26 protein-coding genes are annotated in these 26,382 nt (G+C 64.7%); 18 read left to right on the top strand and 8 right to left on the bottom strand.

Features of this window, described 5'->3' with window-relative positions; all coding sequences use genetic code 11:
• Positions 1–105: 105 nt before the first annotated feature.
• The 5 genes from F1654_RS08820 to F1654_RS08800 all read left to right on the top strand — a co-directional run bounded on the left by F1654_RS08820 (position 106) and on the right by F1654_RS08800 (position 4,201).
• Positions 106–534, top strand: coding sequence for a YeeE/YedE family protein (locus F1654_RS08820; RefSeq protein ID WP_150023156.1), 429 nt, complete (start codon positions 106–108; stop codon positions 532–534).
• Positions 535–542: 8 nt separating this feature from the next.
• On the top strand, positions 543–989 hold the full coding sequence (locus F1654_RS08815; protein WP_150023155.1) for a YeeE/YedE family protein: 447 nt from the start codon (positions 543–545) through the stop codon (positions 987–989).
• 383 nt (positions 990–1,372) lie between these two features.
• Positions 1,373–2,599 carry a hypothetical protein gene (locus F1654_RS08810; RefSeq protein ID WP_150023154.1) on the top strand — a complete coding sequence of 409 codons (1,227 nt, stop codon included), beginning with the start codon at positions 1,373–1,375 and terminating at the stop codon, positions 2,597–2,599.
• Positions 2,600–2,752: 153 nt separating this feature from the next.
• On the top strand, positions 2,753–3,550 hold the full coding sequence (locus tag F1654_RS08805) for a DUF1295 domain-containing protein (protein WP_150023153.1): 798 nt from the start codon (positions 2,753–2,755) through the stop codon (positions 3,548–3,550).
• Between the two features lie 387 nt (positions 3,551–3,937).
• Positions 3,938–4,201, top strand: coding sequence for a hypothetical protein (locus F1654_RS08800; RefSeq protein ID WP_150023152.1), 264 nt, complete (start codon positions 3,938–3,940; stop codon positions 4,199–4,201).
• A gap of 47 nt (positions 4,202–4,248) precedes the next feature.
• Here F1654_RS08800 and F1654_RS08795 read toward each other — a convergent pair whose 3' ends face one another.
• The 5 genes from F1654_RS08795 to lepA form a co-directional block, all read right to left on the bottom strand.
• Positions 4,249–5,100, bottom strand: a complete 852-nt coding sequence (locus F1654_RS08795) for an SIR2 family protein (RefSeq protein ID WP_150023151.1) — start codon at positions 5,098–5,100, stop codon at positions 4,249–4,251.
• On the bottom strand, positions 5,093–6,133 hold the full coding sequence (locus F1654_RS08790) for a ParA family protein (protein ID WP_150023150.1): 1,041 nt from the start codon (positions 6,131–6,133) through the stop codon (positions 5,093–5,095). Before F1654_RS08790 ends, F1654_RS08795 begins: the two co-directional genes overlap by 8 nt.
• Before the next feature lie 222 nt (positions 6,134–6,355).
• The gene (locus F1654_RS08785) at positions 6,356–7,237 is read right to left on the bottom strand and encodes an acetyl-CoA carboxylase carboxyltransferase subunit beta (RefSeq protein ID WP_150023149.1); all 882 of its coding nucleotides are present in this window, start codon (positions 7,235–7,237) and stop codon (positions 6,356–6,358) included.
• 50 nt (positions 7,238–7,287) lie between these two features.
• On the bottom strand, positions 7,288–8,082 hold the full coding sequence (trpA, locus tag F1654_RS08780) for a tryptophan synthase subunit alpha (protein WP_150023148.1): 795 nt from the start codon (positions 8,080–8,082) through the stop codon (positions 7,288–7,290).
• A gap of 106 nt (positions 8,083–8,188) precedes the next feature.
• Entirely contained in the window at positions 8,189–9,997 is a 1,809-nt protein-coding gene (gene lepA, locus F1654_RS08775; RefSeq protein ID WP_150023147.1) for a translation elongation factor 4, read from the bottom strand.
• Between the two features lie 180 nt (positions 9,998–10,177).
• Between lepA and F1654_RS08770 the strand changes: the two genes are divergently transcribed.
• The 7 genes from F1654_RS08770 to F1654_RS08740 all read left to right on the top strand — a co-directional run bounded on the left by F1654_RS08770 (position 10,178) and on the right by F1654_RS08740 (position 16,402).
• A complete protein-coding gene (locus F1654_RS08770; protein ID WP_150023146.1) occupies positions 10,178–10,834 on the top strand; it encodes a DUF1134 domain-containing protein in 657 nt (218 codons plus the stop codon).
• 140 nt (positions 10,835–10,974) lie between these two features.
• On the top strand, positions 10,975–12,324 hold the full coding sequence (locus tag F1654_RS08765) for a hypothetical protein (protein WP_233205196.1): 1,350 nt from the start codon (positions 10,975–10,977) through the stop codon (positions 12,322–12,324).
• 294 nt (positions 12,325–12,618) lie between these two features.
• The gene (gene rpsA / locus F1654_RS08760) at positions 12,619–14,328 is read left to right on the top strand and encodes a 30S ribosomal protein S1 (RefSeq protein WP_150023145.1); all 1,710 of its coding nucleotides are present in this window, start codon (positions 12,619–12,621) and stop codon (positions 14,326–14,328) included.
• A gap of 143 nt (positions 14,329–14,471) precedes the next feature.
• Positions 14,472–14,756, top strand: a complete 285-nt coding sequence (locus F1654_RS08755) for an integration host factor subunit beta (protein WP_150023144.1) — start codon at positions 14,472–14,474, stop codon at positions 14,754–14,756.
• 148 nt (positions 14,757–14,904) lie between these two features.
• Entirely contained in the window at positions 14,905–15,666 is a 762-nt protein-coding gene (locus tag F1654_RS08750) for a heme ABC transporter permease (RefSeq protein WP_150023143.1), read from the top strand.
• The gene (gene ccmD / locus F1654_RS08745) at positions 15,663–15,842 is read left to right on the top strand and encodes a heme exporter protein CcmD (protein WP_233205195.1); all 180 of its coding nucleotides are present in this window, start codon (positions 15,663–15,665) and stop codon (positions 15,840–15,842) included. The genes F1654_RS08750 and ccmD overlap by 4 nt, the downstream gene beginning before the upstream one ends.
• Positions 15,839–16,402, top strand: coding sequence for a DsbE family thiol:disulfide interchange protein (locus F1654_RS08740; protein WP_150023142.1), 564 nt, complete (start codon positions 15,839–15,841; stop codon positions 16,400–16,402). Before ccmD ends, F1654_RS08740 begins: the two co-directional genes overlap by 4 nt.
• Positions 16,403–16,427: 25 nt before the next feature.
• Here the strand turns inward: F1654_RS08740 and F1654_RS08735 are convergent, their stop codons facing one another.
• Positions 16,428–16,976, bottom strand: coding sequence for a MarR family winged helix-turn-helix transcriptional regulator (locus tag F1654_RS08735; RefSeq protein ID WP_150023141.1), 549 nt, complete (start codon positions 16,974–16,976; stop codon positions 16,428–16,430).
• A gap of 123 nt (positions 16,977–17,099) precedes the next feature.
• Here F1654_RS08735 and F1654_RS08730 point away from each other — a divergent pair, with 123 nt between their 5' ends.
• Complete coding sequence (locus F1654_RS08730) at positions 17,100–17,636, top strand: NUDIX hydrolase (RefSeq protein WP_150023140.1); 537 nt, start codon at positions 17,100–17,102, stop codon at positions 17,634–17,636.
• Here the strand turns inward: F1654_RS08730 and F1654_RS08725 are convergent.
• The gene (locus tag F1654_RS08725) at positions 17,599–18,093 is read right to left on the bottom strand and encodes a BLUF domain-containing protein (RefSeq protein ID WP_150023139.1); all 495 of its coding nucleotides are present in this window, start codon (positions 18,091–18,093) and stop codon (positions 17,599–17,601) included. The genes F1654_RS08730 and F1654_RS08725 overlap by 38 nt on opposite strands.
• Positions 18,090–19,319: a hypothetical protein gene (locus F1654_RS08720; RefSeq protein WP_150023138.1), complete on the bottom strand. Its 1,230-nt coding sequence runs from the start codon at positions 19,317–19,319 to the stop codon at positions 18,090–18,092. The genes F1654_RS08725 and F1654_RS08720 overlap by 4 nt, the downstream gene beginning before the upstream one ends.
• 260 nt (positions 19,320–19,579) lie before the next feature.
• Here F1654_RS08720 and F1654_RS08715 point away from each other — a divergent pair, with 260 nt between their 5' ends.
• The 5 genes from F1654_RS08715 (at position 19,580) to F1654_RS08695 (ending at position 26,258) form a co-directional block, all read left to right on the top strand.
• Positions 19,580–22,579, top strand: a complete 3,000-nt coding sequence (locus tag F1654_RS08715; RefSeq protein ID WP_150023137.1) for a 2-oxoglutarate dehydrogenase E1 component — start codon at positions 19,580–19,582, stop codon at positions 22,577–22,579.
• Between the two features lie 46 nt (positions 22,580–22,625).
• Positions 22,626–23,879 carry a 2-oxoglutarate dehydrogenase complex dihydrolipoyllysine-residue succinyltransferase gene (gene odhB, locus F1654_RS08710; RefSeq protein ID WP_150023136.1) on the top strand — a complete coding sequence of 418 codons (1,254 nt, stop codon included), beginning with the start codon at positions 22,626–22,628 and terminating at the stop codon, positions 23,877–23,879.
• Positions 23,880–23,984: 105 nt separating this feature from the next.
• Complete coding sequence (locus F1654_RS08705; protein ID WP_150023135.1) at positions 23,985–24,512, top strand: hypothetical protein; 528 nt, start codon at positions 23,985–23,987, stop codon at positions 24,510–24,512.
• Positions 24,513–24,618: 106 nt separating this feature from the next.
• Entirely contained in the window at positions 24,619–25,914 is a 1,296-nt protein-coding gene (locus F1654_RS08700; RefSeq protein ID WP_150023134.1) for an MFS transporter, read from the top strand.
• Positions 25,911–26,258 carry a hypothetical protein gene (locus F1654_RS08695; RefSeq protein WP_150023133.1) on the top strand — a complete coding sequence of 116 codons (348 nt, stop codon included), beginning with the start codon at positions 25,911–25,913 and terminating at the stop codon, positions 26,256–26,258. Before F1654_RS08700 ends, F1654_RS08695 begins: the two co-directional genes overlap by 4 nt.
• The last annotated feature ends 124 nt before the right edge of the window (positions 26,259–26,382 follow it).

Genomic DNA, 26,382 nt, shown 5'->3' with positions numbered 1-26,382 from the left:
TGAGACATATATCATTTATCAAAACTGATAATCAAGGGGCCGGACCCGGATGCGCCCGTCTGCCGCACCCGCTCACCCACCCCGGCTGAACCGAAAGGATGTCTCATGGACGCCGTTACGCCCTTCACCCCGGTCTCCGCCCTTGTGGGCGGCGCGCTGATCGGGCTCTCCGCCGTCTGGCTGATGGCCGCCAATGGCCGCATCGCCGGCATATCGGGCATTGCCGGCGGCGCGCTCGCCCCGTCCATCCCCGACCGGCTCTGGCGGCTTATGTTTGTCATCGGCCTGATCGCCGCGCCGCTGATCGTCATGCTGGCCGCCGGACCGGTGGCGATCACCATCGAGGCCGGCCCCCTGACCCTGATCGCCGCCGGCCTGCTGGTGGGCATCGGCACGCAGATGGGCTCGGGCTGCACGTCCGGCCATGGCGTATGCGGGATGAGCCTTCTGTCCCCGCGCAGCCTCGTCTCCGTCGCCGTATTCATGGCCGCGGGCGCCGCCGCCGTCTTCATCACCCGCCATCTGATCGGATGAGGTTCGTCATGACCGATACGCAAACCGCCCGCCCCGCCGCCTCGCTGCCCGCTCCGCTCGCCGCCCTGGGCGCCGGGCTCTTGTTCGGGCTGGGGCTTGTCATTTCCGGCATGATCAATCCGGCCAAAGTGCTCAATTTCCTCGATGTGGCCGGAAGCTGGGATCCCTCGCTGGCTTTCGTGATGGGCGGGGCGCTGGCTGTAACCGCCATCGGCTACCGCCTGGTCCTGCCGCGCGGCAAGCCGCTCTTCGCCGAGCGTTTCGCCCTGCCCGCGGCCCGCCAGCTGGACCCGCGCCTGATCGGCGGCGCCGCCCTGTTCGGCATTGGCTGGGGCCTGGCCGGCTTCTGCCCCGGCCCGGCCCTCTCCGCCGCCGCACTGGGCATGGCAGAGGTCTATATCTTCCTCGCCGCCATGCTGGCCGGCATGGCCGGGTGGAGATGGATTGTGAAGTAGGGGGAAAGCCGTTCTTTCCCCTCCCCTCGATGGGGAGGGTGGGCCGGAGCGTGAGCTCCGGCTCGGGTGGGGTGGAGAGGCAGGGCGCCTAAGTCCCAATAGCTAGCGCCTTCCCCCCTCCGCACGCTTCACGGACGTTCAGCCCGTCGAACGATCCCCCGTATCGGGGGAGGAAAGAAACGAAGCAGCCAAGTCTTCTCTCCCTAATCCCTTGACAGCCCATTCTCGCAAGCGCTCTGGCATAGGGTTAAGGGCTGGTCCGGACTCGAATGCCAGCCCACCCTCAACGCAGACGCGCAGGACGCAAATCCGTCACGATTTTCCGCTTGCCCGCCTGACGTGTATTAACCATTATGAACGCCTCTGACGGGGAGGCTGGCATCATGAAACGGATCAAGCACACCGTTCTGGCGGTGGTGATCGCGCTGTCGACCAGCGCGTGCGCCAATCTGAGCACGGTGTACCGGGCGCCGGATCTGACCGGCGCAGAGAATCGGACTCTGCTTCAGCCTCGCGCCCGCAGCCTGGTGCTGGACGCCAACCAGTCTGTGGTGCTGCAGGGCACGCCGAGGAAGGGCGATAAAGAAAATCATACATATAATGTCTTCTGCGCCCAGCCTTCGCCTGACGCCATCACAGCGGTCGCGGCATCAGGGGGGCTGAACGCCGCCTTCCGCGACATCAGCGCGGAAACCGCCTTCGCGCTTGGACAAACCACCGCCTCTATCGGCCTGCGAACCCAGTCGATCCAGCTCCTGCGCGATCACAGCTACCGCCTGTGCGAAGGTTATCTCAGCGGCGCCATTGATGAATTCAATTTCCGCATCCTGCAGCGCCGCTATCAGAACCTGATGACCGCCGTGCTGGCGATTGAACAGCTGACCGGCCCTGTCATGGCGCAACAGGCCGCGATCGGCGTACACGGTGATGCGTCCGCAGGCGCGTCAATCCGCAGCCTGGTCGATTTGCGCATAGACCTCACTGAAAAGATCGCCGCTGACGAAGCCGCCCTCAAAGAGGCCCGGGACACAGCTGCGGCTGATGATGACTCCGAAGAGAAAAAGCAAGACGAGAAGGACCCTGGAATCACGGCCATCGAGGAGCGGCTGGATTCCCGCCGCAAGGGCGTCGCCGCCATTGATACGCTGATGGGAAACCTTGAACCTGGCTCCGCCAGCACGCACGTAGTCCAGGCCCTCGCCGATCTGCGCCAGGCCGCATCGCTGGACGCGGCCTCTATCAAGCATGTATCCAAAGCAGTCGAGAATATATCAAGATTGGTCCTTGAGGCGGATTATACTGGACAAATGTGTTTTGATTTCCTGATGCAAGGCGGACAATCATCTGGTCCAGCCAATCAAGGTAATGATAATTTGACAAAATTCTGCAGAGATTACTTTAAGTCCATTAATTCTATTAACGCCCTTGCCGTAGACATTATAAACGAAGAAAAATATAAAGGGCTTAGCAACGATGAAAGGTTGGAATTATTCAGGCTGCTTATCGGATCGCGCGGCCAAATCAGAAATGCGAATATTAAAGAAAATGAACCCGATATATTTGGGGGCATAAATCACAGAATAATGATTCCTATAGACCCTAGCTTCTAATCCGCACCAATAAAATCATGGATAGAAGCGAAGATAGAGACTTACAGAGTGAATAAAAATCATTAGCATTGATAGGGTTCCTTCCCCCCGCGACATGCGCCCCTGACCCCGCTAGGCTCCGCTGCGTCACGTCCCGCCTGATCCGGAGCCGCTATGTCCGCCTTTGCCTTGCTCGCCGCCAACGCCGCCATCGTGATCGTGTTGTTCACTGCGCTCTGGCTATTGGCCCAGCGCACGCGCGATCCCAGCTTTGTTGACGCCTTCTGGGCGTTCGGCATCACGCTGATGGCGGTGACCAGTTTTGCGATGGCGGATGGCTGGGAGATGCGCCAGCTGGTGATCACCGGGCTGGCGCTGGTCTGGGGCCTGCGCCTGGGCGGCTATCTGTTCTGGCGCTGGCGCCATGAGGGCGCCGACAAGCGCTATGCCGCCCTGGTGCGCCACGCCGGGGAGAAACGCGGCTGGAGCTTTGGCAGGACCACGGCCCTGTTCGTGTTCGGGCCGCAAGCCGGCCTGCTCTTCATCGCCAGCCTGCCGGTCCAATTGGGCCAGGTCGCGGCCGAGCCCGCCGCCTTCGGCGTCCTGGCCTTTATCGGCATCACGCTGGCCGTGTTCGGCATCGGCTATGAGACCCTTGCCGACTGGCAACTCGCCCGCTTCAAGGCCGACCCGGCCAATAAGGGCAAGGTGCTCGATACCGGGGTGTGGGGCTGGAGCCGCCATCCCAATTATTTCGGCGAGGCCTGCGCCTGGTGGGGCATCTGGCTGATCGCAGCCGAAACCACGCCCGGCCTGTTCGCGGTCATCGGCCCCCTGTTCACCACCTGGACCCTGATGCGCTGGTCCGGCGCGCCCCTGCTGGAGCGCGGGTTGAAGAAATCGCGCCCTGGCTATGAGGATTACGTGGCGCGGGTGTCAGCCTTTGTGCCCATGCCGCCGAAGAAGGGGTGAGGGGGCATCGACCTCTATCCTCCCCCGCTTGCGGGGGGTGAGGCCCTCAACGATCCGGGGGATCGTTCGAAGGGCCGAACGCCCGAAGGACCGGAGGGGGGACACGCCCGTAACGCCCACATCGCCCTGCCTTCCCGGAATGGGCGAAGCCCATATCCGGGATCCATCCCCCATGCCTTATAGCCGTCTCAGCGGTGACGAATGAGCGGTGGATGGGTCCCGGGTCTCGCTCCGCTCGCCCGGGAAAACAAGTTGGGTTGTCTGATCCACACACGCCCTCCAAACCCCATGCTGAGGCTCCCCCGAGGCGTCTCCATGGCGCAAAAAGCCGCCCCCTCTCCGGGTCAGATAGAGTGTGCTTGCTTGATGTGTTGAAGGAGGCCGAACATGACGATCGAAGAATTCAAGTACATGCTGCCTTGCCCGATCTGTGGCGGGCAGTTTCAGTGCGGTCCGCACCGCTACGAAGGCCACACGCTGGATGTCTACCGTGTCCACGTCTGCGGGGGCTGCGAGCTTGGCAATCACGATGGTTGGGGGCGTGAACACGAAGCCAAGCTCATTGCGCTTTGCGAGCGGAACGGTGAATCCATCCCGGAAAGACTGCCGAATGGCCTGCTGCCGTTCAATCCGCCGCGTCGGAGAGGGTAAGGGTGAACATTAGCTAAGATCATACCTTCGCTGCTAGAGACCGCATTCTACTGTTTCAACTCAAGCACCCTTTCATAAAGACTAAAAAGTGCTTCGCGTTGTTTCCCGTGATCTGATGACTCATACTCCAGTGCTTGGCAGTTGAAGCTGGTTTCGAGTGAGCGAACTTGGGATCGATTTCGCTCTTTCGGCAGAAGAATGACATGCTTCATAGAAGTCGAATGTTTGAGATTAATGTTCTCGAGAATAAGTCTTAAATCCGGATCAGATAACGAATACCCAAAGAAAATCACAGTATTTAATGTAAATAATGATTCTAAAAGATCAAAAAATGCTTGGTCGGTTCTTCTTGACCGAAAATAGTCGCCACGGCTCAGTAGAGCTTTATCCGGATCAGATATACATCCATGAATTTTCAAAATCGGTATTGAGCGCGAGCGAATATCATTTAGCGCATGCTGCTGATAGTATGTGCATACGTTGTGTCCATGATCGGCACCGGATTTAACAAAGCTATTTTCAATAGCTTTGTCAAAGTTAGTGGTTACAATAGCAGGAAAGTCAATCAGCGCTATTTTCTCGTACAATTCGCTATCGATCACGTTAATATTTTGAAAGTAGCTTCTTAATATAGCATTTATTTCATGTTGCTGCAAATTATCTTTTATAATCTGAGCCGCATCAAGCGGGTGTCCATTTTTATACAATTTTCGAGCTTCTTTTTTTCTTGTTTCTATATTTATTTTGCTGAGCATTTTTTCCAATAAATCTCCCCATGTGGGCAGGGGATTGCCTTCGCTATCTTGGCAGGTCGCTCGTGAAATCCCAGAACCAATAAAAATTATCGCGCGACGATCAGCTACTTCTTGTACAACTGTGTCTGGCCACGGATCATACATCTTTTTGACCCTCCAGATTCTTATATAGATTCTTTGAGACTTGTCCAATAATGTCCGTATAATTTGATACTTGTATATATTGACTGCCGACCAATCCGTCCCTGGTTTTTAACTCGAACACGGGAGCGCTAACTCCCTGTGCGAGTGGAATAAGAGAAAACATATTTGGCACATCGCCAAGATGAAGCCTTGTATTATTTAGTCCCCTAGGGGTAAACTCACCTAAGCGCCCATGGACCTCATCTGGAATAGTTTGAATTATTCGCTCAAATGCCTTGGTGGGGCGCTTAACGCCTTTCTTGCGTTTTGCTATATATTGTTGCATCGTGTAGCCAACAAAGCCACTTGTAATTGAAACGGTATCATCTATACCAAACCGCTCCATTGCCTCAGGATTCAGCCGCACTCCTTGCTCTATCCCAGCCGTGTAATATTTTTTCCAAAGGCTGATCCATTGAGATATATTCCTCAGCCCCAAAACACTAAATACATCGGCGCTGAGAGGCGACACAAAGTAGTCACAATTAATCAAAATTGATCGATTAAGAGATCCCAATGAGGGGCTTACGTCAATAAATACATAATCATAGTCCGCGTTCAATGTTTCAATTAAACTGCCAAGCCAGCGAGTAATTCTTATCGCGCCTGGTTTGCCTGCTGGTAGTTCAGTCCATGCACGAGATATCGGATCTTCTAATAATGAGAGCTGCGGGTGTCCCGGTATTAGGTCAACACCAAATCTATTATTTTTTCCTCTTTCCATCTTCCTTGGCTTTTCTATATTTGAATCGCCATCAAGTATGGGTTCGACACAGTCTTTAATTGTATCGACATTATTCTGCTTGCCATCATTCCAATATAGGTTTATCGTTTTTTCGTCACCAAGTATCAGTTGCGTTATATTGCATTGAGGATCGCAATCTATAACTAGTACTCGCTTTTCAAGTTTAAGAGCAAAATATGCAGCTATGTTTGCAGTAAGGGTGGTTTTTCCAACACCTCCTTTGTTGTTAAAAAAAGTCATCGTTTTCATTGGTTAAATATCCCTATCTGCCAATTATCAGGCTTGACCTATCGACCTTAGTGCGCACACACATTGTAGTGGTTAGCTCAAATTGAGCGTGTTCTTCTGCAACGGTCAAGCACATGTTATGGAAGCTCGCGCGCCTGGCACGTGGCTTGCGCCGAAAAAATCGTGACTTGGGTAGACTATTCCCCAGCCCAAAAGCTGGAAGGGAAGCCTGCCCCCTCCCCCCTAAGCCTCCACCTTCGCGGGCGCGTTGGCTGACGCGGCAGGCCGCTTGAGCATCACGCGCAGGAGATTGCCGATCACGCGGGGCAGGTCCTGGCGGGCGACCACCTTGTCCACCATGCCTTTGGCCAGCACGTATTCGGAGCGCTGGAAGCCTTCGGGCAGTTTTTCGCGGATGGTCTGTTCGATCACGCGCTGGCCGGCGAAGCCGATCAGGGCGCCCGGCTCGGCGATATGGACATCGCCCAGCATGGCGTAGCTGGCCGTCACCCCGCCCGTGGTGGGGTCGGTGAGCACCACGATATAGGGCAGGCGCGCATCTTTGAGCATTTCCACGCCCAGCGTGGTGCGCGGCATCTGCATCAGCGACAGGCAGCCCTCCTGCATGCGCGCGCCGCCCGCGGCGGTGAACACCACTAGCGGGGTGCGCCGGGCCAGCGCCGTCTCGCAGGCTTTCAGGAAGGCTTCACCCGCGCCCATGCCCAGCGAGCCGCCCATGAAGGCGAAATCCTGCACCAGCACGGTGGTCTCCACGCCCCGGATCGATCCCACGGCGATGGCCATGGCGTCCTCGCGGCCGGTTTTCTTGCGCGCCGCGGTCAGGCGGCTGACATAGGGCTTGTCATCGCGGAATTTCAGCGGATCGCGCGCCACTTCGGGCAGGGGGATGTCGGTCCAGTCGCCATCGAACGTGAACTTGAAGCGGTGCGCCGGGCCGATGCGCATGTGATGGCCGGCGGGCGTGACGAACTGGCCGGCTTCGAGATCCTTGGTGAACACCATCTCGCCGGACACCGGACACTTGACCCAGAGATTCTCCGGCGTGTCGCGCTTTTCGAACATTTTCTGGACGCCCGGGGGGGTCAGTCTCTGCAGCCAGCTCATCGCTTACCCTTTCAAAGGCGCATTATCTCTTTGGCCCATGGCCTGGTCTTCTAGCGCGCGGCGGCCCGCACCGCGCCGGCCAGATCGCGCGCCAGCGCCAGCGCGGCGCCTTCGCCCTCGCGGTGCAGGGCCTCGACAATCGCCGAGCCCACCACCACCGCATCGGCGGCCGCCGCGATCTCGGCGGCCCGCTCAGGCGTTTTTACGCCAAATCCCACCGCCACGGGAAGCCCGCTGGCCGCACGCACCCGCGCCACCGCTGCGGCGATGTCCCCGGTTTCGCCCGAACCGGCGCCCGTGACGCCCGTGGTGGAGACGTAATAGACAAAGCCCGAACAGTGCGCGGCCACCTGGGGCAGGCGCGCATCGTCCGTGGTCGGCGCAGCCAGGCGCACGAAGGCGAGCCCGCGCCCCTCCAGCGCCGCGCGCAAGGGCGCATCCTCCTCGGGCGGAATATCCACGCAGATCACCCCGTCCGCGCCCGCATCGGCCGCCGCATCGGCGAACGCCTCATAGCCCATGGCGTGAAACGGATTGGCGTAGCCCATCAGGATCACCGGCGTATCGGGGTGGGTGGCGCGGAAATCGCGCACCAGATCGAGGGTTCCGGCCAGCGTCATGCCGCCCGCCAGCGCCCGGATCGCCGCGCGCTGGATCACCGGCCCGTCGGCCATGGGATCGGTGAACGGCACGCCCAGCTCCAGAATGTCCGCGCCCGCATCGGCCAGGCCGCGCATGGCCGACAGCGTCGCGCCCGCATCCGGATCGCCCGCCATCACATAGGCGATGAACCCGGCGCGGCCTTCAGCCCGCAATTGCCCGAAAACGCCCGAAAGCCGCGTCATCACTCCGCCTTCCACCCCCGCAGGAACAGGACAATCCCCGCCCCGCCAACACGAGCCGCCAGCTTCACGATGACCACGCCAGGGTCAAGCGGGGGGATGCAGGGGGCTAATCCTGATCCATTTTCAGCGCCGCGATAAACGCTTCTTGCGGAATCTCCACGCTGCCGTACTGGCGCATTTTCTTTTTGCCGGCTTTTTGTTTTTCCAGCAGCTTGCGTTTGCGCGAGACGTCGCCGCCATAGCATTTGGCGGTCACGTCCTTGCGCAGGGCGGCGATGGTTTCGCGGGCGATCACGCGCCCGCCAATGGCGGCCTGGATCGGGATTTTGAACTGGTGGCGCGGGATCAGGTCCTTGAGCCGCTCGCACATGCCCCGTCCGCGCATTTCGGCGCGGGTGCGGTGCACGATCATGGCCAGCGCGTCCACCGGCTCCTCATTGACCAGCAGCGACATTTTCACCAGATCGCCCTCGCGGTGCTCGAGGAACTGGTAGTCGAAGCTGGCGTATCCCTTGGTCACCGATTTGAGCCGGTCATAGAAGTCGAACACCACCTCGTTGAGGGGCAGTTCATAGACCAGCATGGCGCGGCTGCCGGCATAGGTCAGGTCGCGCTGGATGCCGCGCCGGTCCTCGCACAGCTTGAGCACTCCGCCCAGATACTCGTCGGGGACCAGGATGGTCGCCTTGATCCACGGCTCGGCGATGGCGTCGATCTTGACCGGGTCGGGCATGTCGGCCGGGTTGTGCAGATCCACCACCGAGCCGTCGGTGAGGGTCATCTTGTAGATCACCGAGGGCGCGGTGGTGATCAGGTCCACATCATATTCGCGCTCGAGCCGCTCGCGGATGACCTCCAGGTGCAACAGGCCCAGGAAGCCGCAGCGGAAGCCGAAGCCCAGCGCGGCCGATGATTCCATCTCAAAGCTGAACGAGGCGTCATTGAGCGCCAGGCGCTCCACCGCGTCGCGCAGATCCTCAAACTCGGCTGAATCCACCGGAAACAGGCCGCAGAACACCACCGGCACCGCCGGCTTGAAACCGGGCAGAGGCGTGGTTGTGGGGCGTTTTTCCTCGGTGATGGTGTCGCCCACGCGCGCATCGCGCACCTGCTTGATGGAGGCGTTCAGAAAGCCGATCTCGCCCGGGCCCAGCGTGTCCACAGTGACCTTGGCCGGGCGGAACACGCCCACCCCGTCCACGCCATAGCTGGCGCCCGTGCCCATCAGGCGCACGCGCATGCCTTTTTTCAGCGTGCCCTCGATCACGCGCACCAGACAGATGACGCCCAGATAGGTGTCGTACCAGCTGTCCACCAGGAGCGCCTTGAGCGGCGCTTGCGGATCGCCGGCGGCGGGCGCGGGCAGGCGCTCGACAATGGCGTCCAGCACGCTCTCGATGCCGATGCCGGTCTTGGCCGAAATCTCCAGCGCGTCATGGGCCTCGATGCCGATCACGTCCTCGATCTGCTCGCGCACCCGGTCCGGGTCGGCGGCGGGCAGGTCGATCTTGTTGAGCACCGGCACGATTTCCAGATTCACATCGATGGCCTGATACACATTGGCCAGGGTCTGGGCCTCCACGCCCTGGGCTGCGTCCACCACCAGCAGCGCGCCCTCGCAGGCATAGAGCGAGCGCGAGACCTCATAGCCGAAATCCACATGGCCGGGCGTGTCGATCAGATTGAGCACATAGGTCTGGCCGTCCTTGGCCGGATATTCCAGCCGCACGGTCTGGGCCTTGATGGTGATGCCGCGCTCTTTCTCGATATCCATATTGTCGAGGACCTGTTCGGTCATCTCGCGCGCGGTCAGCCCGCCGGTGACCTGGATCAGCCGGTCGGCCAGGGTGGACTTGCCGTGGTCGATATGGGCCACGATGGAGAAATTGCGGATCAGGGCGGGATTGGTGCTCATGGCGCGGGAGTTAGCACTGGCGCCGCCCCGCGCCAAGCACAACAGGCGGTGCGGGCCGAGCGCCGCGCATTAACGGTCAGTCAAGCGGGGCGCCCCATCCCTGCCCCATGCCCGCCGCAATCGGGGGCAAGGCTCGTGCGCTTGATAGAGGCGCCGTTGCTGAAAGGGAGAATCGTCACCATGACCTGCCTGTCTTCCGTGCGCCCCCTGGCCGCTTTCGCCGCGGCCCTGGCGGGCGCAGCCCTGCTTGGCGCGTGCAGCGCCACCGGTTCGGGATCCTCCGACGCGCGCGCCAGCGCCGCGTCCGACCGCCCCGATTACGGCCAGCCCAGCCAATACCAGTCCGATATCGACACCTATTCGCGCGACGAGATCGTGGAGGCCGCGGCGGATTTCTTCGGCGTCACCGCTGAAGCCGCCGCCAGCGCGCTGGAGCGCGTGTTCGCCGATCTGGGCCGGCCCGTGGGCTATATCGCGGGCGAGGAAGTGTCCGGCGCGGTGGGCGTGGGCCTGCGCTATGGCGAGGGCTATCTGGTGATGAAATCGGGCGAGCCGCGCCGCAAGGTCTACTGGCAGGGCCCCTCGGTGGGCTTTGACGCGGGCGGCAATGCCAGCCGGGTCTTCACCCTGGTCTATGACCTTCATGACACCGACCGGCTGTTCCAGCGCTTTCCCGGCGTGGAGGGCTCGGCCTATTTCGTGGCCGGGCTGGGCGTGAACTACCAGCGCGCCGACAATATCACCCTGGCGCCGGTGCGCTCGGGCGTGGGCCTGCGGGCCGGGGCCAATGTGGGCTATCTGTCCTATTCGCGCCGCCGCAACTGGCTGCCCTTCTGATCGCGTGACGCCGATTTAAGGGTTAACGCCCCTCGCTCCGCGCCCCGTCAGCGTCTAGACTGGCGGGGCGCGGCTGTGAGGGGGCGCGCCGGACGCCATGAGGACCGGACCGCCGGTCCGCTATCGAGGGGGATGCGCGCGTGACCGAGACCGTGACCGAGGGCCTGTCCAATCTGGCCTGGCTCGCCGCAGGGCTGGCCGCCGGGCTGATCCTGGCGCTGATCATCTATATCGTGCGCGCCAGCGCCCGCCCCCTGGTCAGCGGGCTGCTGCGCGCGGCCACCTTCCCCTACCGCTTCGTCCTGCGCCTTCTGGGCTCGGGTCGGCGCGCCGCGGCTGGCGCCGGTGATGAGGCTGTGGAGGCGGCGGCCGCCGCGGCCGTATCGGGCCGGCGCACCCTGACCGAGGCCGCGCTGGGCGATGATTTCGCCCATGAAGACAGCTTTCTCCAGCGCCAGGGCGTGTTCTTCAAATGGCTGTCGGTGCGGGTGGGCTATATGCGCATGCCCGAAGAGCTGACTGACGCGCTGGCCAAAGACTACGCCAGGCTCGCCAACGGATTTCTCGGCGGCAAGGTGCCCATCGAGTCCGATGCGCGCGCCCTGTTCGAGGACGTCGAGGGCGCGGTGATCGCGCACCAGTTCCATGAATCCGACCGCGGCGCGATCTATCTGCTCAATGAGAGCCGCAAGCTGATGAACGCCAATGTGCTCAAGCTGGCCAGCTGGTTCTCGCTGATCCTGGGCGCGGTGCTGCTGATCAATATCGTGCTCAACGATACCGGCATGATCGCGGCGCTGAGCCCCATCGCGGACGAGGCCGCCGGGCCGATCACCGGGGCGCAGCTGTCCTCGCTGATTGCGGGCGCGGGCTCATGCCTGCTGGCCGCGCTGGTGATGTGGGCGCTCTACTATGCCGAATACAGCCCCTATCAGCGCAACACCGCGCGCGAGACAGCCAATTTCCTCACCCGCTATCTGGCCCGGGTGAACGATCATTACCGCACCGCCATCGGCAAGGCTAAATCGGTCACGGTGGGCCAGGAGCGCGATTCCAAGCATCTGGCCGAAGAGGCCCAGCTGTGGGCGCTGAACATCAACTGGCTGGCCCTGCGGGTGTTCTTCATCGAGACCTATGTGCGCAATATCCAGTTCCAGATCCGGCGCAACTCCATCTATTATCTGATCTTCGTGCCGGCGGCCTTCCTGGGCGCGCTGATCGGCGTGCTGACCATCCTGGCCTCGTTCACCGGGCTGAGCCCGTTCGAGACCATCGCCGCGCTGGGCTGGGTGTTTCTCATCCTGTTCGTGCTGGTGGCCGCGCTCTACGCCTTCTTCCTGTCCAGCTCCATGAAAAGCCTGGACGAAATCGACCAGGGCGAATGGATCAGCTTCCACACCCTGCGCCTGAACGCCGTGCTGGGCGAGGTGGTGGGCAAATACGCCGAGGATGTGGGCTATTGGAAGAACCGGGTCGGCGGCGGGCTGTGAGCCGTCAGGCGCCAGCCCCCGCCCCATCCCCCGCCCTTGCCCTTGGCGCTGTGATGGCGTAGATACGCGCGCGCTTTGAACACGGCCCCGGCCGGATTTGAAGCGTTTCGCCGGGCGGCGTGCGCCGCCCATCGTCATCAACCCGACGCCTTGCGCCTAAGCGGTCCTGCCGCGCATCGCAAGGCCCAGACCCGAACGGTTTGCCCCGCGCGCGCCATTGAACCTCGCGCCCGCCGCCTGCCCGCGCTGATGCGCTGGGCCCCGCAGACCGGATTGAGATCAAGAAAGCCATACATGTCCAACACCTCCACCGCGGCGCCGAGCCGTGATGATTTCGCCCAGATGCTGGAAGCGAGCCTGGCCGGCCGCGACCTGATGGAAGGCGCCGTTGTTCAGGGCCGCGTCACCGCGGTCGAAAACGACATCGTCGTCATCGATGTGGGCCTGAAGACCGAAGGGCGCATCTCGCTGCGCGAGTTTACCGGCCCCGGCGCCGAGACGCCCAAGACCGGCGACACCGTCGAGGTGTTCCTGGAGCGCATCGAAAACGCCATGGGCGAAGCGGTGCTGTCGCGCGACAAGGCCCGCCGCGAGGAAGCCTGGGACCGCCTGGAGCAGCAGTTCGAAGGCAAGGAGCCGGTCACCGGCGCCATTGTCGGCCGGGTCAAGGGCGGCTTCACCGTCGATCTGGGCGGCGCCAGCGCCTTCCTGCCGGGCAGCCAGGTGGATATCCGCCCGGTGCGCGACGTCACCCCGCTGATGAACAAGGAACAGCCCTTCGCGATCCTGAAAATGGACCGTCCGCGCGGCAATATCGTGGTCTCGCGCCGCGCCGTGCTCGAAGAGTCCCGCGCCGAGCAGCGCGCCGAGCTGGTCGGCCAGCTGGGCGAGGGCGAAGTGCGCGAAGGCGTGGTCAAGAACATCACCGATTACGGCGCGTTTGTGGATCTGGGCGGCATTGACGGCCTGTTGCACGTCACCGACATGAGCTGGAGCCGCGTGGGCCATCCCAGCGAAGTGGTCGAGGTGGGCCAGACCGTCCAGGTGCAGATCATCAAGATCAACAAGGAAACCCAGCGCATCTCGCTGGGCATGAAACAGCTCCAGTCCGACCCGTGGGAAGGCGTGGGCGCCAAATATCCGGTGGGCGCGACCTTCAAGGGCCGCGTGACCAATATCGCCGAATACGGCGCCTTCGTGGAGCTGGAGCCGGGCGTGGAAGGCCTGGTGCACGTCTCCGAGATGAGCTGGACCAAGAAGAACATCCACCCGGGCAAGATCGTCTCCACCTCCCAGGAAGTGGACGTGATGGTGCTGGACGTGGATTCCGAAAAGCGCCGCGTCTCCCTGGGCATCAAGCAGACCCAGCGCAATCCCTGGGAAGTCTTCGCCGAGACCCACCCCGCCGGGACCGAGGTCGAGGGCGAGGTCAAGAACATCACCGAGTTCGGCCTGTTCATCGGCGTGGACGAGGACATCGACGGCATGGTGCACCTGTCCGATCTGGACTGGGACCGTTCCGGCGAAGAGGCCATCCAGGACTACAAGAAGGGCGATATGGTCCGCGCCAAGGTGCTCGATGTTGACGTGGAGAAGGAGCGTGTCTCCCTGGGCGTCAAGCAGCTGGCCGGCGACCCGATGGAAGACGGCGCCTACAAGCGCGGCCAGACGGTGACCTGCACCGTGACCGAAGTGACCACCGGCGGCATCGAGGTGGCGCTGGGCCCGGACAACCAGGTCAAGGCCTTCATCCGCAAGTCCGACCTGTCGCGCGACCGCGCCGAGCAGCGCCCCGAGCGCTTCGCCGTGGGCGACAAGACCGACGCGCGCGTCACCGCCGTGGACAAGGCCACCCGCAAGGTGTCGGTCTCGATCAAGGCGCTGGAAGTGGCCGAGGAGAAGGAAGCGGTCGAGCAGTACGGCTCGTCGGATTCCGGCGCCTCTCTGGGCGATATCCTGGGCGCTGCGCTCAAGCAGCAGGAAACGACCAAGAAAGACGACTGATCACGCATCCGGGCTGCGGCCCGGTGAGGATCGCCCCCGGCGCTCGCCAGCGCCGGGGGTTTTTCTTTGCCCGGAAGGTTTTTTGGCGATTGACGCGACTTGTCCGGACTCCCTAAAGTCGTGTTGGATAAAGGGGACGCGTCATGATCAAATCCGAACTCATCGACCGGCTGGCCCAGGCTCACCCGCATCTCTACCAGAAGGACCTGGAGCGCGTGGTGAACGCCGTGCTGGAGGAAATCGCCGGAGCGCTGGAGAACGGCGACCGGGTGGAGCTGCGCGGCTTTGGCGCCTTCTCGGTGCGCAACCGCCCGCCGCGCCAGGGCCGCAATCCGCGCACCGGGACCTCGGTCTCGGTCAAGGAAAAGCACGTGCCCTTCTTCAAGACCGGCAAGGAATTGCGCGAACGCGTCGACGGCAAGGGCTGACGCGGGCAGGGGCGCCAGATCCGCCCATCCCTTACAATCTCCGGACATGGCTGCGCCGCCCGGACACGCCCGCCGCGGCGCCGGGCCGCATCGCTCTGGCGTGCGCGCCATCTTGCCGCGGCGGGCGCTGACCGCTAGGTGAGCGGACATGTGGAGTTATCTGGCCAATCCCGAACGCTTCGAGCGCATGGCGCGCGTCCTGGTCCCGGCGCTGTGGGCGCTGGCCGCGGTGCTGTTTCTCATCGGGATCCCGTGGGCGCTGGTGTTCTCGCCGCCGGACTATCAGCAGTCCGACACGGTGCGCATCATGTATGTCCACGTGCCCGCCGCCTGGCTGTCCATGGCCGCCTATGCGGGGATGGGGATCGCCAGCTTCGTGTATTTCGTCTGGCGCCATAACCTGGCCGATCTGGCCGCGCGCGCGCTGGCGCCGGCGGGGGCGGTGTTCGCCTTTGTGTGCCTGGCCACCGGCTCCATCTGGGGCCGGCCCATGTGGGGCGCCTGGTGGGTGTGGGATGCGCGCCTGACCTCCATGCTGGTGCTGTTCCTTCTGTTCCTGGGCTATATCGCCCTGCGCGCGGCCATTGAGGACGAGCGCCTGTCGGCGCGTTCGGGCGCGATTCTGGCCATGGCGGGCCTGATCAATCTGCCGGTGATCAAGTTCTCGGTGGACTGGTGGAACACGCTGCACCAGCCCGCCAGCGTGCTGCGCTTTGACGGGCCCACCATCCACGCCAGCCAGCTCTGGCCGCTGCTGATCATGGCGCTGGCCTTCACCATGCTCCTGGGCGCGCTGGCGCTCACCGCCATGCGCACCCAGATCGCCCGGCGGCGCGCGGACATGCTGTTGCGCCGGCGCGAGCAGCGCCTGGAAGCTGAAGAGCTGAAGGCCGGGGAGTTGAAATCATGAGCGCCATCGCCGACTGGGCCGCCATGGGCGGCTATGCCGGATGGGTGTGGAGCGCCTGGGGCCTCACCGCGCTGGCCGTCGGGGCGCTCAGCGTCCTCACCGTGCGCGCGCGCCTGGCCGCCCGGGCGCGCCTGAAGGCGCTGGAAGCCGAGCTCAAAGACGAGGCCCGGTCATGAACCGGCTGGTGGTCTGGGCGCCGCTGGCGGTGATCGCGGTCCTGATCGCCGTGTTCGCCATCGCCTTGCTGGCGCCGTCGCCCGGCCATGACAGCCATGAGGGCCGGCCCCTGCCCGACATGCCGCTTCAGCCCTTTCCCGGCGGGCGCGGCGCCTATGTTCCCGATGCGGTGGAGGGGCCTTACCTGCTCAATGTCTGGGGGTCCTGGTGCCCGCCCTGCCGGGTGGAGCATCCCGTCCTGATGGCCCTGCACGACAGCGGCGCGCCGATCTACGGCATCGTCTATCGCGACCGGCCCGAGCGGGCGCTGGCGTTTCTCGACGAGCTGGGCGATCCCTTTGCCGGGCTGGCCAATGATCCAGAGGGACGCGCCGCCTTCGAGCTGGGCGTCACCGGCGCGCCGGAAACCTTTGTGATTGATGGCGAAGGGCGCATCCAGGCGCGCTGGCGCGGGGCGGTGACCGATGTGGTGTGGCTGCGCCATCTCGAACCGGCCTGGCGGGCCGCCGGCGGCGCGCCGGTGGACCATGAGTCCTTGCGCGAGGCCTCGCGCTGGTAGGGGCCAGAACCGTCCGGGCTGCGGACTATTTGTCCTTTTTCTTCTTTTTCTTCTTCTTCTTGTCGCCGCGGCCCTTGTCGGCCTTGGCCTTCTTGGCCTCGGCGCGCGCGGCCTCGGCGCCCAGATCGATGGCGCGGGAGATGCGGGCGAGGGCTTCGGCGAAGCTGGCGCGCTTGTTCTTGGGCAGGGCGGACAAAATCGCCTCGTCCGCCGCGCGCGCACCGTCAATGGCGGTGCGGTAGAGGGCGCGGCCCTCATCGGTCAGGCGCACCGCATTGGCGCGCGCATCGCCCGGCGCCTTCTCGCGCAGGAGCAGCCCCTTGGCCGCCATGCGCGAGACCAGCTCGGCCAGGGTGGAGCGGTCAATCCCTGTGGCCTGGACCAGCTGGGTCTGGGTCAGGCCTTCGGCGTCATGGACCGCGCACAGAACCGCGAACTGGCGCTGGGTCAGTTCGACGCCGCCCGTGGCCTCCGAGAACTGGTCGGACGCAAATTGCTGGGCGCGGTGCAGCAGATGGCCGGGAGAGGCCGCGAGGATGAAGGCCGGCGGCGCGGATTTATGTGCCTGGGGCATGTGTGACCTATGTTCAGGCAACGGAATGATTGCACTCTACGCGAATTTGATGACGTTTCAATTAGCGCCCTTTCCTTGTACGGATCAACGCCATCTGAGCGGCCAGAGGAGACCGTCCGCGCCATGACCGCATCCGGGCCCAGCTTTGAAATACGCACGCCTGAAGGCGAGGACCGCGAACGGCGCGTGTGCGGCCAGTGCGGCTTTATCGACTATGTGAACCCGAAAATCGTCGCCGGGGCGGTGGTGGCCGATGATCTGGGCCGCATCCTGATCTGCCGGCGCGCCATCGCGCCGCGCACAGGCTTCTGGACCCTGCCGGCCGGCTATATGGAAGAGGGCGAGAGCGTGGAGGCCGCCGCCCGGCGCGAGGCGCGCGAGGAGGCGTGCGCCGATATCGAGCTGGACGCGCTGCTGGGCGTCTATTCCATCCCGCGCATCTCCCAGGTGCAGATTTTCTTCCGCGCCCGGCTGAAGTCAGAGATTGCGCCGGGTCCGGAAAGTCAGGAAGTGCGCCTGTGCGCGTTCGAGGACATCCCGCGCGCCACCCTCGCCTTTCCGTCCGTGCACTGGGCGCTGGACGACTGGATGGCGGCGCGCGGCCAGCCCGCCCCGGTCCCGGTCATGCGTACGCAGAACCCGGGCGATCAGCCGTATTGACCGCCGGTGAGGCGGGCGAGACCGGGACGCTCAGCACGGACAAATGCTTGCCTGCGAACGCCAGGCGCGCGGCCAGCTGTACGGGGCTGGCGCGCTCCCAGGGGGTGGCGGCGTCCGGCAGCGCCGGGGCGTCAGCGGCGTCCATGAAGGCCATGGACCAGTTTTCGAACAGGCGCCTAGACGCCCGCGTGCGCCAGAGTATCTTGAACAGGCCGTGGCGCACATCGGTCTCGATATCGTCCAGCAGGGCGTCCACCGCCTCTGCCGGGCCCTCCAGCAGCTGCACGAAGCGCCCGCGCTCATAGATCAGCACGCCGGTGACGCCCAGGCGCGGATTGCGCCGGGCGCAGGCTTCCAGAATGGAGGCCATCTCGGCCCGGAACGCGCCCGGCGACCGGCTGATCAGGCTGGTTGAGAGATAGACCACGCGCAACAGATCGCCATTTTCCTGGCTCATGAGGCTTGCCTTCCCTGGGCTTGCGGACCCGGCGCCGTTGCGGTCAGGTCCAGTTGATACGGGGGCCGGGCCCGCCGCGCCGGCTCGCCGGTCAGCGGCCCCGAAATATAGTGCACGCCTGCATCCAGCGCCGCGGCCAGCTGGGCGGCGTCGCAGCACCCGCCCATGGCGGTTCGCGCCCCCAGCCGCGCAGCGCGCTCGCTCAACCGACTGATCGCCTCCAGGGCGGGCGCGCTGAACGGCGCCGGACCGGGCGCTGTGAAAAAGAACACATCCGCGCGCGCATCCACGAAGCGGTCGAGCTTCACCTTCATCAGATCGATCTCCACGATCACCCGGGGAAAGAGCGCCTTGGCGCTGCGGCAGACTTCGGTGAGCCGGGTATAGGGCGCGTCAACCGGGGACGCCCGGATGAGGGCCATAACCGCCTTGCGCTCGGCTTCCTCCAGCGCGCTGAACGAGGCCAGATAGGGCAGGCGGCATTTGAGCTGGGCCAGGGTCTCGTAATGCACCGGCGCCGCCAGCACGCCCGGCGCCCCGCCCCGGCCTTCACGCCAGGCGCGCGCCGCCGCCATCAGCACGCGCCGGTCCAGCTCCATGCGCATCGCCGCGCCGCCCGCCGAGGGCGCCAGCGCGTGTCCGCGCATCAGGCCCGCCCCCAGCGAGGACACGCCCGCAGGCTCCGCCGCATGCAGGGCCACAAACCCCGATGCTGCAGTCCAGACCGGCTCGAAATACAGCTCGAAATCGGGCAGGACAGGCGGCGCCGGTTCATCAGGCGCTGCGGCGGCCTCATGGGCTTGAGCGGCCTCTTCCATGGCGCTCGAGCCCAGCGCATCCAGCAGACACGCTGCGGGCAGGGGCGTGTGCCGGGCCTGCACCTGCAGCGACTGGAGATGCTCCACGCCCAGGAAAAACGCCTGCAGCTCGCGCTCGATGCGCGCTGTGAAGGCGGCCGCCGTCTCGGTGCGCCCGGGACCGGGCAGCACCAGAAAGCCTGTCGCGGCGCGCACGGCCAGATCACCCGGCGCCAGGCGCCGCTTCACGAAGGCGTCGCAGACATCGAAAATGCGCTCGCGCACCTGCGGCCAGCGCGCACCATAGCGATCGCGCAAGGGGCCGAGATTGATGAACTCGATCTGGGTCGCATCCAGCGGATCACGATCGCGGACGGACGCGCGATACTGAGCCAGTGCAGCGTGCAGATCCATGGGTTCAACAGCCATCCCTTGCGGCGCTCTGCCGGCACGGATCGGCCGAGCCGGTCAGAGCCCGTATTTGTCACATGACACGTTAATGACAGGCTGTGCATGTGGTCGGGCGCCTGGCTGACGGCGCGCGCCCCTCTGGCGAACGATCGTTCTAGGTTTCGGCGCCCGAATCGGACGATCAGGCTTCTCTTTACCTTTCATACGTCATACATAGCGGCGACCCCTCGCCCGCGCGCCCCAGGGCGCGTTTCTCCGCTCGCGGACATATGGCATCCATGGCTGACGCACGCTCCTCTGCAAACCAGACCTTCCTAGACACCGCCTTCCTGTTCGGCGGCAACGCCGCCTATATCGAGCAGATGGCCGCGCGATACGCCGAGGATCCGGCCAGCGTACCGGACTCCTGGCGCGCCTTCCTGGATGAAGTGGGCGATGAGGGCGGCGATGCGCGCCAGGCCGCCAAGGGCCCGGCCTGGAAGCGTCAGGGCTGGCCGCGCCGCCCCAATGGCGAGCTGATCGCGGCGCTGGGCGATATGGAAGCGGCCATGACCGCCCTGCCCGACGCGGTGGCCCGGCACGCCGGCGCCAGCGCTGCGCCCGCCGATGTTCACAAGGCGGTCAAGGATTCCATCGCCGCCATCATGCTGATCCGCGCCTATCGCATGCGCGGGCATCTGGCCGCCGATCTGGACCCGCTGGGCCTGACCGATTTCGGCCCCCAGCCGGAGCTGGAGCCGGAGAATTACGGCTTCACCGAAGCCGATTACGACCGCGAGATCTTCATCAACGGCTATCTGGGGCTGGAAACCGCCACGGTGCGCCAGATGCTGGACATCCTCAAGCGCACCTATTGCTCCACCTTCGCGGTGGAGTTCATGCACATCTCCAACCCCGACGAGAAAGCCTGGCTGCAAGAGCGCATCGAGGGGCCGGACAAGGGCGTGGCCTTCTCGCCCGAGGGCAAGCGCGCCATCCTGCGCAAGATCATCGAGACCGAAGGCTTCGAGCGCTTCTTGCACAAGCGCTATCCCGGCACCAAGCGCTTCGGCATTGATGGCGGGGAATCCCTGATCCCGGCGCTGGAGCAGATCATCAAGCGCGGCGGCGCGCTGGGCGTTGAGGAAATCATCATCGGCATGCCCCACCGGGGTCGGCTGAACGTGCTCGCCGCCGTGATGGGCAAGCCCTATCACGTGATCTTCCACGAGTTCCAGGGCGGGGATTCGCTGGGCGACGAAGACTACGCCTCGGGCGATGTGAAATACCATTTGGGCTCGTCGTCCGACCGGGAGTTTGACGGCAATACCGTCCATCTGTCGCTCAGCCCCAACCCGTCCCACCTGGAGGCGGTGAACCCGGTGGTGATGGGCAAGGCCCGCGCCAAGATGAGCAAGATGCTGCGCGAGACCGGCGAACCGTCCTGGCACCGGGTCATGCCGCTGCTGCTGCACGGGGACGCGGCCTTCGCCGGCCAGGGCATCGTGGCCGAGTGCTTCGGCCTGTCCGGGCTGAAGGGCCACCGCACCGGCGGGGCGGTGCATTTCGTGGTCAATAACCAGATCGGCTTCACCACCGACCCCAAGGATTCGCGCTCCTCGCCCTATCCGTCCGATGTGGCCCTGATGGTCCAGGCGCCCATCTTCCACGTCAATGGCGACGACCCCGAAGCGGTGGTGTTCGCGGCGAAAATCGCCGCCGAATACCGCCAGAAATTCGGCAAGGACGTGGTGGTGGACATGTTCTGCTACCGCCGCTTCGGCCATAATGAGGGCGATGATCCCTCCTTCACCCAGCCGGTGATGTACCGGGCCATCTCCAAACACCCCACCACGCTGGAGCTTTACGGCCAGCGCCTGATCGATGAGGGCCTGGTCACCCGGGACGAGATCGACGGCTGGGCCGAAGACTTCGCCGGTTTCCTCGACGCCGAGTTCGACGCCGGCAAGAGCTACAAGACCAACAAGGCCGACTGGCTGGACGGCGTGTGGTCAGGTCTGGGCCTGCCTGAAGAGGATGACCGGCGCGGCCAGACCGCGGTGGAGACCGACAGGCTCAAGACCGTGGCCGACCGGATGACCACGATCCCCGACGGGATCAATATCCACCGTACGCTCAAGCGCGTTCTGGAAGGGCGCCGCAAGGCGGTGCTGGAGGACGGGGACGGCATTGACTGGGCCACCGCCGAGCATCTGGCCTTCGGCACGCTGGCGATGGAAGGCTTCCCGGTGCGCCTGTCGGGCCAGGATTGCGGGCGCGGCACCTTCTCCCAGCGCCATTCCCACATCATCGATCAGGAGACCCAGGAGCGCCACACCCTGCTCAATCATCTCAGCGAGGACCAGGCCCGCTATGAGGTGATCGATTCCATGCTCTCGGAAGAGGCGGTGCTGGGCTTTGAATACGGCTATTCCACCTCCGCGCCCAACACGCTGGTGATGTGGGAGGCCCAGTTCGGCGATTTCGCCAACGGCGCCCAGATGATCGTCGACCAGTTCATCTCCTCGGCCGAGCGCAAATGGCTGCGCATGTCGGGCCTGGTGATGCTTCTGCCCCATGGCTATGAGGGCCAGGGTCCCGAGCACTCCTCGGCGCGGCTGGAGCGCTTTCTGCAGCAATGCGCCCAGGACAATATGCAGGTGGCCAACTGCTCCACCCCGGCGAATTATTTCCATATCCTGCGCCGCCAGATCCATCGCGGCTTCCGCAAGCCGCTGATCCTGATGACGCCCAAGAGCCTTCTGCGTCACAAGCGCTGCGTGAGCGCGCTCATCGAGTTCGGCCCGGGTTCGGCTTTCCACCGCGTCTTGTGGGACGATGCCGACAGCCATGCCCGCAAGAGCCATCCCGACACCGGCCCGGCGCGCACCACCGTGACCTTGCAGGCGGATGACAAGATCCGCCGGGTGGTGATGTGCTCGGGCAAGGTCTATTTCGACCTGCTCGAGGCGCGCGAGGAGCGCGGGCTGGACGACATCTATCTCCTGCGCGTGGAGCAGTTCTATCCCTTCCCGGCCAAGTCGGTGATCGACGAGCTCAAGCGCTTCCCCAACGCCGATGTGGTCTGGTGCCAGGAAGAGCCCAGGAATATGGGCGCGTGGACCTTCGTGGAGCCCTATATCGAGTTCTGCCTGGACAAGGCCGCCACCCGCAGCGCGCGTCCGCGCTATGCAGGCCGGGCGCCGTCCGCCTCCACCGCCACCGGCCTGCTGTCGCGTCACCAGGCCCAGCAGAAGGCGCTGGTGGACGAGGCGCTGACCCTCGACGCTGACGACTGATCCCCTTCCGCCAATCCTTCCGCCCCGCGATACAGAAAGACCCATCATGACCGAGATCAAAGTGCCCACACTGGGCGAATCCGTCTCCGAGGCCACGGTCGGCGCCTGGCAGGTGTCCAAGGGCGATTCGGTGAAAAAGGATGATGTGCTGGTCGAGCTGGAGACCGACAAGGTCGCCGTCGAGGTGCGCGCCGAGGAAGACGGCGTGATCGAGGAGATCCTGGCTGAGGAAGGCGACACGGTGGAAATCGGCGCGGCGCTGGCCAGGCTGGGCGCCGGATCGGGCGCCAAGACGGACAAGTCCGGCGACAAATCCGCCGCAAAATCCGAAGGCAAGGATCAGGACAAGGACAAGTCCGGCGAAAAGGACAAGGAGAAGTCCGAAGGCGAAGCTGACGACAAGTCCGCGGACGCGTCCGGCGCCAAGGCCATGCCCGCGGCCAAGCGCGTGGCGGCGGAAAACGATCTCGACCTGTCCAGGGTCGAGGGCACGGGCAAGGATGGCCGGGTGACCAAGGGCGACGCCCTGAAGGCGCTTGAGGGCGGGGCGTCTGCACCCGCGCCTGCAGCCTCCGCGCCGTCCGCGCCGCGCGAGACCGGCGAGCGCGAGGAGCGGGTGAAAATGACCCGACTGCGCCAGACCATCGCCCGGCGCCTGAAAGAGGCCCAGAACTCGGCGGCCATGCTCACCACCTATAACGAGGCGGACATGAGCGCCATCATGGCCCTGCGCAAGCAGGTCCAGGACGATTTCACCGCCAAGCATGGCGTGAAACTCGGTTTCATGAGCTTTTTCGTGAAGGCCTGCGTGGCGGCCCTGAAAGACATCCCGGCGGTCAATGCCGAGATCGACGGCACCGATATCATCTACAAGAATTACTACGATATCGGCGTGGCCGTGGGCACCGACAAGGGCCTGGTGGTGCCGGTGGTGCGCGATTGCGACGTGAAATCCCTGGCCGAGATCGAATCCGGAATCGGCGATCTGGGCAAGCGCGCACGCGACGGCAAGCTGGCCATCGAGGACATGCAGGGCGCCACCTTCACCATCTCCAATGGCGGGGTGTATGGCTCGCTGATGTCCTCGCCCATCCTCAACGCGCCCCAGTCGGGCATTCTGGGCATGCACAAGATCCAGGAGCGCCCCATGGCCATCAATGGCGAGGTGAAAATCCGCCCGATGATGTATCTGGCCCTGTCCTATGACCACCGTATTGTCGACGGCAAGGAAGCCGTCACCTTCCTGGTGCGCGTCAAGGAAAGCCTGGAAAACCCGCAAAGGCTGCTGCTGGATATCTGACGTTTCCCTGTGGCCCCGCCGCCACGCGCTGGCATAGCCGGCGCGCGAGGCATTGAACCAGGGCCGCCTCTGGCGCCATGGTGCAAGCGTGGGAGAGGGGGCGTGATGAACCCGCACGATGAGGGCCGGCGCTTCAGCGCGCTGTTCGCTGATACGGCGTCTGCGCAGCCCGCGCTGGCCTCGCCGCGCGCGCCGCGCACCGGCGCGCTGATGACCGATCTGATCGCCGGCCTGGCCGTGCGCGCCGCCCTGGCGGTCCAGTTCTGGACCTGGGCGCGGGCCAACGCCCTGCCGGTGAGCGAGCGCGCCGACTGGCGCGCCTGGGTGACGCCCGATCCGGGCCTTGTGGACGCCGCCCGCCTGTGGACCCAGAACCAGATCGACCCGGCGCTGGCCGCCATGGCGCTGCTGGCGGCGGCCAGCCTGATCGCCATGAGCCTTGCTGCAGGCCTGCTTGCCCGGCTGGCGGGGCTGGCGGTGTCCGCAGGCGCGCTCTGGCATATGGCCTTCATCCTGCCTGAAGCCTGGCCCTCGACCCTGGCCTGGGGCGCGCTGGGGCTGTATCTGGCGCTGCGCGGGGCCGGGCCGGCCTCGCTGGACTGGATGATCGCGCGTCTGGCCCGGCTGGGCTGAAGCCCGCTTCAAATGCATGAGCGGGCGCCAGCGCCGCGTCTTGCGCCGCAAGCGCGCGCGTGATGTCTTGCCTCATCGCCACAGCAGCCGCCCGAAGGACCCGGTCATGGTCATCTACCGCAATGTCGCCACGGTGATGGCCGCCACGCTGCTGCTGCAGGTGGCGGTGGGGGCGCTGGGCGTCGCCCTGCCGCTGGCCATGAATGCGGCCGCCTGGTCAGCGCTGTCCATCGGCGCGGTGGTGGCGGGCTATAGCGCGGGCTTCATGGCCGGCGCCTTCACCGCGCCGCGCATCATCCGCTCCATCGGCCATATCCGCGCCTATGCCGCCTATGCCGGCGGGGGCGCGGCCCTGACGCTGGCGCTGGCGCTGGATTCGGATTTCACCTGGTGGCTGCTGGCGCGTTTCGGCTTCGGGGTGTGCGCGGCGGGCATTTTCGCCGTGGCCGAAAGCTGGATCGCCGACGCCACCCCGTCCGAGCGCCGCGGCACGGTGATCTCCATGTATCAGATCCTGGGCCGGGCCGGGCTGATACTGGGCCCCTTCCTGATCGCCATTCCCGGCCTGGTGCTGGGCGACAGCTTCGTGATCGCGGGCATTTTCCTGTCCCTGGCCCTGATCCCCATCGTCTTCACCCGGCGCGGCGAGCCGTCCCTGCCCACCGGCGAGACCGTTTCGCCGCTGCGCCTTCTGTCCATCGCGCCGGCCACCGCTGCGGCCGTCTTCATCGCCGGAGTGGTCAATTCAGGCACGCTGGCTTTCGTGCCCATCTGGGCCGAAACCCTCAATCCCGAAGCCGCCGCCGGCGCGGCGGCGCTGGTGATGGCGGTGATCTACGCCGTGGCCATGCTGGCCCAGTGGCCTGCAGGCTGGGTATCCGACCGCATTGACCGGCGCCTGGTGATCGCAGCCCTGGCTGCGGCGTCGGCGCTGTTCGCCATCGTGCTGGCCGTCCTGCTCAATCCCGGCCTCGCTGGCGGCGCCGTGCTGGCGGGCCTGTGGGGCGCGGCCAGCCTGTCCTATTACGCGGTGGGCATCGCCCACGCCGCAGACCGCTCACGGGTCGAGGACCTGCCGGCCATCGCTTCGGGAACCCTGCTGGTCTGGGCCGCCGGATCGGTGATCGGGCCGATCCTGGCCGGCATCGCCTATGCCGGACCGCTGGGCGCGCGCGGCCTGTTCCTGTTCGCCGCGGTATTCAGCGCCATCCTGGCCGCCGCCATGATGTGGCGGCGCACCGTGCGCGCGCCGGTCGCTCAAGAAGAGCGCGAACCCTTCCTCTATCTCACCGCCACCTCGGCGGAGCTGGCCGAGATCGAAGCCCCCGAGGACAGCGCCGATGAAGCTGATGAAGCCGATGAAAGCCCGGCAGGCGCCCCGGCGCCGGAGCCGCGACCATGACCTTCTTCGCCCTGCTCGCCATCGCCGCGCCGGCAGCCGCATGCGCGGGACTGGCCCTGTGGCTGCGCGCCTGGCTTCGCGCACTGACCTTTGCCGGCTGGATGGGCTGGACGCTGGTGGGCGCGGGCCTGCCGGTTCTGGCCGGCCAGCTGACCGCGCTGGCGCTGGCCGCCATGCTGGAGACCGCCGCCGAAGCCTGCATCGCGGCGGGGGGAACGCCGCAGAGCTGTGCGGGCGACCCCGCCGGCGTGATCCTCGCCCTGAGCGCCGGTCTGGCCGGCGGGCTGGGCTGGGCGGCGGGCGCGATTTCAGCGCGCCTGGCCCCGGGCGCCCGGCGCGAATGAGCCTGCGCAACTGCATTGCCCGCACAGCTGCGTTGCCAGCACCCTGACGGGTGTTATAACGCGGCCCGGCGCGCCGTTGCTGCGGCGCATCCTTCCTTTCCGCCTGATCAGGAGCGTGCGGCCC

This window comes from Alkalicaulis satelles (assembly GCF_008630495.1).
GTDB classification, from domain to species: Bacteria; Pseudomonadota; Alphaproteobacteria; order Caulobacterales; family Maricaulaceae; genus Oceanicaulis; species Oceanicaulis satelles.
This window is presented reverse-complemented; position numbering and strand designations above follow the sequence as displayed.